Origin of the sequence: Acerihabitans sp. (assembly GCF_036398755.1) — a bacterium.
Taxonomy (GTDB): domain Bacteria; phylum Pseudomonadota; class Gammaproteobacteria; order Enterobacterales; family Enterobacteriaceae; genus Acerihabitans.
Window position 1 is genome coordinate 1 of the sequence record NZ_DASWOM010000120.1, and the last position, 4,991, is coordinate 4,991.

Annotated in this window: 4 protein-coding genes, 3 tRNA genes, 1 rRNA gene and 1 other RNA gene; 2 read left to right on the forward strand and 7 right to left on the reverse strand. The window is 54.2% G+C overall.

Annotated features, from left to right (window positions below; genetic code table 11):
• Window positions 1–19 precede the first annotated feature (19 nt).
• The 4 genes from VGC33_RS19865 to VGC33_RS19880 all read right to left on the reverse strand — a co-directional run bounded on the left by VGC33_RS19865 (window position 20) and on the right by VGC33_RS19880 (window position 578).
• Window positions 20–94: transfer RNA gene (locus VGC33_RS19865), tRNA-Gly, on the reverse strand.
• A gap of 143 nt (window positions 95–237) precedes the next feature.
• A non-coding RNA gene (locus VGC33_RS19870) (RtT sRNA) lies at window positions 238–365 on the reverse strand.
• A 42-nt stretch (window positions 366–407) separates the two neighbouring features.
• Window positions 408–492: transfer RNA gene (locus tag VGC33_RS19875), tRNA-Tyr, on the reverse strand.
• Between the two features lie 10 nt (window positions 493–502).
• Window positions 503–578 (reverse strand) — tRNA-Thr (locus VGC33_RS19880).
• A 304-nt stretch (window positions 579–882) separates the two neighbouring features.
• Here VGC33_RS19880 and VGC33_RS19885 point away from each other — a divergent pair.
• Both VGC33_RS19885 and coaA read left to right on the forward strand, forming a co-directional pair.
• A complete protein-coding gene (locus tag VGC33_RS19885) occupies window positions 883–1,431 on the forward strand; it encodes a GNAT family N-acetyltransferase (RefSeq protein WP_331122505.1) in 549 nt (182 codons plus the stop codon).
• 198 nt (window positions 1,432–1,629) lie between these two features.
• Window positions 1,630–2,580: a type I pantothenate kinase gene (coaA, locus tag VGC33_RS19890; RefSeq protein WP_331122506.1), complete on the forward strand. Its 951-nt coding sequence runs from the start codon at window positions 1,630–1,632 to the stop codon at window positions 2,578–2,580.
• A 128-nt stretch (window positions 2,581–2,708) separates the two neighbouring features.
• On the opposite strand, the gene birA is transcribed toward coaA, so the two are convergent.
• From birA to rrf, 3 genes are all read right to left on the reverse strand, one after another.
• A complete protein-coding gene (birA, locus tag VGC33_RS19895) occupies window positions 2,709–3,668 on the reverse strand; it encodes a bifunctional biotin--[acetyl-CoA-carboxylase] ligase/biotin operon repressor BirA (protein ID WP_331122507.1) in 960 nt (319 codons plus the stop codon).
• Window positions 3,665–4,702 (reverse strand): UDP-N-acetylmuramate dehydrogenase, encoded by a 1,038-nt coding sequence (murB, locus tag VGC33_RS19900; protein WP_331122508.1) that lies wholly within the window; start codon window positions 4,700–4,702, stop codon window positions 3,665–3,667. The genes birA and murB overlap by 4 nt, the downstream gene beginning before the upstream one ends.
• A 196-nt stretch (window positions 4,703–4,898) precedes the next feature.
• A 5S ribosomal RNA gene (rrf, locus tag VGC33_RS19905) occupies window positions 4,899–4,991 on the reverse strand; the annotation flags it as partial.

A 4,991-nucleotide genomic window follows, 5' to 3' on the forward strand; every position in this document is an offset into this window, starting at 1 on the left:
TGAGCTATATCAGCACATTTGGAGCGGGCAGTGGGAATCGAACCCACGTCATCAGCTTGGAAGGCTGAGGTAATAGCCATTATACGATGCCCGCATCTTGGAACTCGGCTACCTGATATTTCTGTAGATTGTTGAAAGGCTTTTATCCTACAAGCCCTGGTCGAAGGTTCTCAACCTTCCCCCCGGTGCATGATGTTGCTATGCATCAGGGATTGCCTTGGTTGCCCGCGGCGAATTTGGTGGTGGGGGAAGGATTATTCGTCACTTCGTTCCTCACCCTTCGGGCCGTCGCAAGCGACGTTGTCTCGCGTTGCTCGACTCGAACCTTGGTCGAAGGTTCTCAACCTTCCCCCCGGTGCATGATGTTGCTATGCATCAGGGATTGCCTTGGTTGCCCGCGGCGAATTTGGTGGTGGGGGAAGGATTCGAACCTTCGAAGTCAGTGACGGCAGATTTACAGTCTGCTCCCTTTGGCCGCTCGGGAACCCCACCAGATTTTTTTTGGTGCCGGCAGAAGGAGTCGAACCCTCGACCTACTGATTACAAGTCAGTTGCTCTACCAACTGAGCTATGCCGGCATCAAGTGCAGCGCATTCTAGGTAGAGCTGGCGACCTATGCAACAAAAAAATCGCGTAAATTGCACTTTCGCTCATAAAATACCCAAAATTAGAAAATGTCCGACAAATTTGCTTGTTATTCATGCGCCGCAAAGGTCGGCGACAGCGGAGCTGCACCAAGACGGCCGTATTGCACCACCGTGGCGCCTGGAATCCCGCGCCTTCCTCCGCAGGGGCTCTCGCTGCCATGATAACCGGCTGGCACGCATCTTGCTGCGATTATAGGTGAAGTATCTGTGATATCACCGGCCGGAGGATGACATCATGAAAATAGTTCAGCTAAATGCCGCCACACTTCCCGTTTACCGCAGCGAACTTGCGGGCCTGCTTATGGATGCCGTCGCGCATGGCGCCTCGGTGGGTTATACCAACCCACTCACCCAGGACGAGGCGGAAGCCTATATTCACGGCCTGCGCTTAACCATGGCAAAAAATAATTTACTGCTATGGATTGCCCGTGACCAGCGGGGCATCGTCGGCAGCATCCAATTGGATTTATGCCTTAAGCCGAATGGGCAAAACCGTGCTGAAATCCAAAAGCTTCTGGTCCACAGCCACGCCCGGCGCGCAGGAATCGGTAAATCATTGATAGGCGAGCTCGAGCGTACCGCGCGGGAACTGCAGCGGGGCTTGCTGTACCTGGATACCCAGTCCGGCTCTCCCGCGGAAGCGTTTTATCGAACGCTCGGCTACCGCTGCCTGGGTGAAATTCCCGATTACGCCTGCACGCCGGACGGCTATTACCATTCCACGGTCATCTATTACAAGCGCTTATTTGCCGTCAATCAGCAGTTGAGCGCCATCGCCAGCTGACATACGACGGGTACGGTTCCATAAGCCTGCGTCCAGAGCCCCGGCGCCGTGCCCGCATCCCAAATGTCATAATTCCATAGTTTAAGCAGAAAAAACACTCTACGATGTTAACGAAGCTGTCTATACTATGCAGCTTGTTTTCGTTCCGGGTGGGCTTGGTTGCCCCGGTTGGACCTGCGCAACAGGCTGGTTAAGCTTATGATAAATCGTGATCAATCCCTTACCACCCCCTATCTTCAGTTCAACCGTCAGCAATGGGCCGCTTTGCGTGATACGGTTCCCCTGACGTTAACGCAGGAAGAAATTATCAAACTCAAGGGGATCAATGAAGATCTGTCCCTTGATGAAGTGGCGGAAATTTACCTGCCGTTGTCGCGGTTGATTAATTTCTATATCAGCTCCAATCTGCGGCGTCAGGCGGTACTTGAACAGTTCCTCGGCACCAACGGCCAGCACATTCCCTATGTTATCGGTATCGCCGGCAGCGTAGCGGTAGGTAAAAGCACCACCGCGCGCGTACTGCAGGCGTTGCTGAGCCGCTGGCCGGAACACCGGTCGGTGGAACTGGTCACCACCGATGGTTTTTTATATCCCAATCGAGTGCTGAAAGAACGGGAATTAATGAAGAAGAAGGGATTTCCTCAATCCTACGATATGCGCAGCCTGGTTAATTTCGTATCCGAAGTTAAATCTGGCGCCAACGAGGTGACCGCGCCGGTATATTCGCATTTAATTTACGATATTGTACCGGAAAATAATAAAGTCATCTCCCAACCTGATATTTTAATTCTTGAAGGATTAAACGTGCTGCAAAGCGGGTTGGATTATCAGCATGCCTCGCATCATGTATTTGTTTCCGATTTTGTCGACTTTTCGATCTATGTGGATGCGCCGGAAGATTTGCTAAAAAGCTGGTATATCAATCGCTTTTTGCGCTTCCGTCAGGGGGCGTTCTCCAATCCCGATTCTTACTTTCATCATTATGCCAAGCTGACGGAAGAAGAGGCGGTGCAAATCGCCACCCAACTTTGGGTCGAAATTAACGGATTAAACCTGAAAGAAAATATCCTGCCTACGCGCGAGCGTGCGAGTCTGATTTTATCCAAAAGCGCCAATCATGCGGTTGAGAATATCAGGCTGCGGAAATAAGCATAACGTCGGTGCGCCTTGAACCATAAACAAACAGGGCCGGCGCACCCTCATACAATAATATGTATTATCCGCAATCACAGTGAAAGGTGGCATCCACCTTTCACTGTGGCATGGGTTTATTCCGTTTAAAGACCGCGCAGCGAGATTTCACCACCTAAATAAGGCTTTATCTCCCCGTTCCTTTCCAGTAACAACGCGCCCTGCGCGTCAATGCCGCGCGCGATGCCTTGGATTTCACGTTCGCCGATCAGCAGCTTAACCGGTCGATTGTAGAAGTTATCCAATACCCGCCAACGCGCGGCAAAGGCGGCGAAACCGTCACGTTCGAAAACCGGCAATGCCAGCCTGAGCTCGTTAATAAGCTTAGCGGCCAGGGCATTACGATCTATATGGATATCCGCTTCTTGTAGATTGATCCAGCCCTGATTGATAACCGGCTCGGCCATTTCCCGCATCGCCAGGTTGATGCCCGCGCCAATCACCAGATGAGCGGCATCGCCCGCTTTGCCGCTGATTTCCACCAGGATGCCGGCCAGTTTGCGATCGCGCAGATAAAGATCGTTGGGCCATTTCACCCGCACCTCACCTGCGCCCAGTTCATGCAGCACCTCCGCCATGATGATGCCGATCACCAGGCTAAGGCCGATTGCCGCCGCCGGCCCTTGCTCCAGCCGCCAATACAGGGACAGGTAGAGATTAGCGCCGAACGGCGAGACCCATTGCCGGCCACGTCTTCCCCGTCCAGCCATCTGGTACTCCGCCACGCAGGCATCCCCGGAACTGAGGCTGGCAATATTTTCCATAAGATATTGATTGGTTGAATCTATAACCGGCAGCACTGTAACCCCTCCCCGGGGCAATAGCGCGCGGATTTTTTCCTCGTCTAATAATTGCATTGGGGAATGGAGCCGGTAGCCTTTGCCGGGAACGGTAAAAACATCCACGCCCCATTCCCGCAGGGTTTGGATATGTTTATTGACGGCGGCGCGGCTCATGCCCAACGTGTCACCGAATTGCTCGCCGGAGTGGAACTCGCTGTCGGCCAGCAGACCGATTAATTTTAGCGGCACGGTGATATCTTTCATGACAAGGCCTCCACCGCGTCGACTTCCCCCGTGGCGGCAATAAATCGCACCTCAGGCTCCAGCCAGACGTTAAACTGTTCCGCCACCCTGTTGCGCACCAATCTTGCCAGTGCGGCTATATCCTGTCCGGTGGCATTGCCGGTATTGATTAATACCAGCGCCTGCCTGGCGTGTACCGCCGCTTCGCCAAGCTGATATCCTTTGAGTTCGCATTTATCGATTAGCCACCCGGCCGCAAGTTTAACGCCGCCATCGGGCTGGGGATAGTGCGGCGCATCGGGATACTGTTGCACTAGACGCCCCGCGTCCCCGGCGCTGACCACCGGATTTTTAAAAAAGCTGCCGGCATTGCCGGTGACGGCAGGATCGGGTAATTTGCCGCGCCGCATGGCGCAAACGGCATCAAATACCTGGCGCGGGGTAACGCTATGGCTGTCCAGGCGCACCAAGTCGCCGTAGGTGAGCACCGGGCGCCAGGTTTTTGCCAAGATGAAACCCACCGCCACGATGGCGTAGCTGTCGCGATAAGCGTGTTTAAACACGCTGTCGCGATAACCGAACCGGCACTCCGCCGCGCTCAGTCGGGTCTTATCTCCACTATTGAGGTCAAGCAGATCGACGTATTCGCATACCGATTCCAATTCCACGCCGTAGGCGCCGATATTTTGAATGGGTGCCGAACCTACACGGCCGGGGATGAGCGCTAGGTTTTCCAATCCCGCCATGCCTTGATCCAGGGTGAAGGAAACCAGGCCATGCCAGTCCTCTCCGGCGCCGACCCGCAGATGCCAGGCGTGGTCGTCTTCATCGACGGAGATGCCATTAATGCGATTTAGCAAGATGGTGCCGGCAAAGTTTTCCAAAAACAGGACATTACTGCCGCCGCCCAGCAACAACACCGGGCTGGACTGCCGTTTGGCGTGGCGCCAAAGCGTTAATAACTCCGCCTCGTTATGGGCGGCGGCAACATTGGCCGCCGCCGCGTCGATGGCAAATGAATTGAGGTGTTTTAACGCCACACCCTGCATTGTCATGGTAACAACCTTTCTTAATCACTATTGGGCCTAGTTTACCCGATGGGGACGGTTCACTGCGAGTAACTTTGCCGCCTGCGGCTCCGTTCAACCGGCATTGCCGGTTGTCCGACTCTCGCGCTCGCGTAGTCAACCGCCAGCTTTACGGACATGAAAAAGCCCTCTGTTTGCACAGAGGGCTTCGTCACTATTGGATGCCTGGCAGTTCCCTACTCTCGCATGGGGAGACCCCACACTACCATCGGCGCTACGGCGTTTCACTACTGAGTTCGGCATGGGGTCAGGTGGG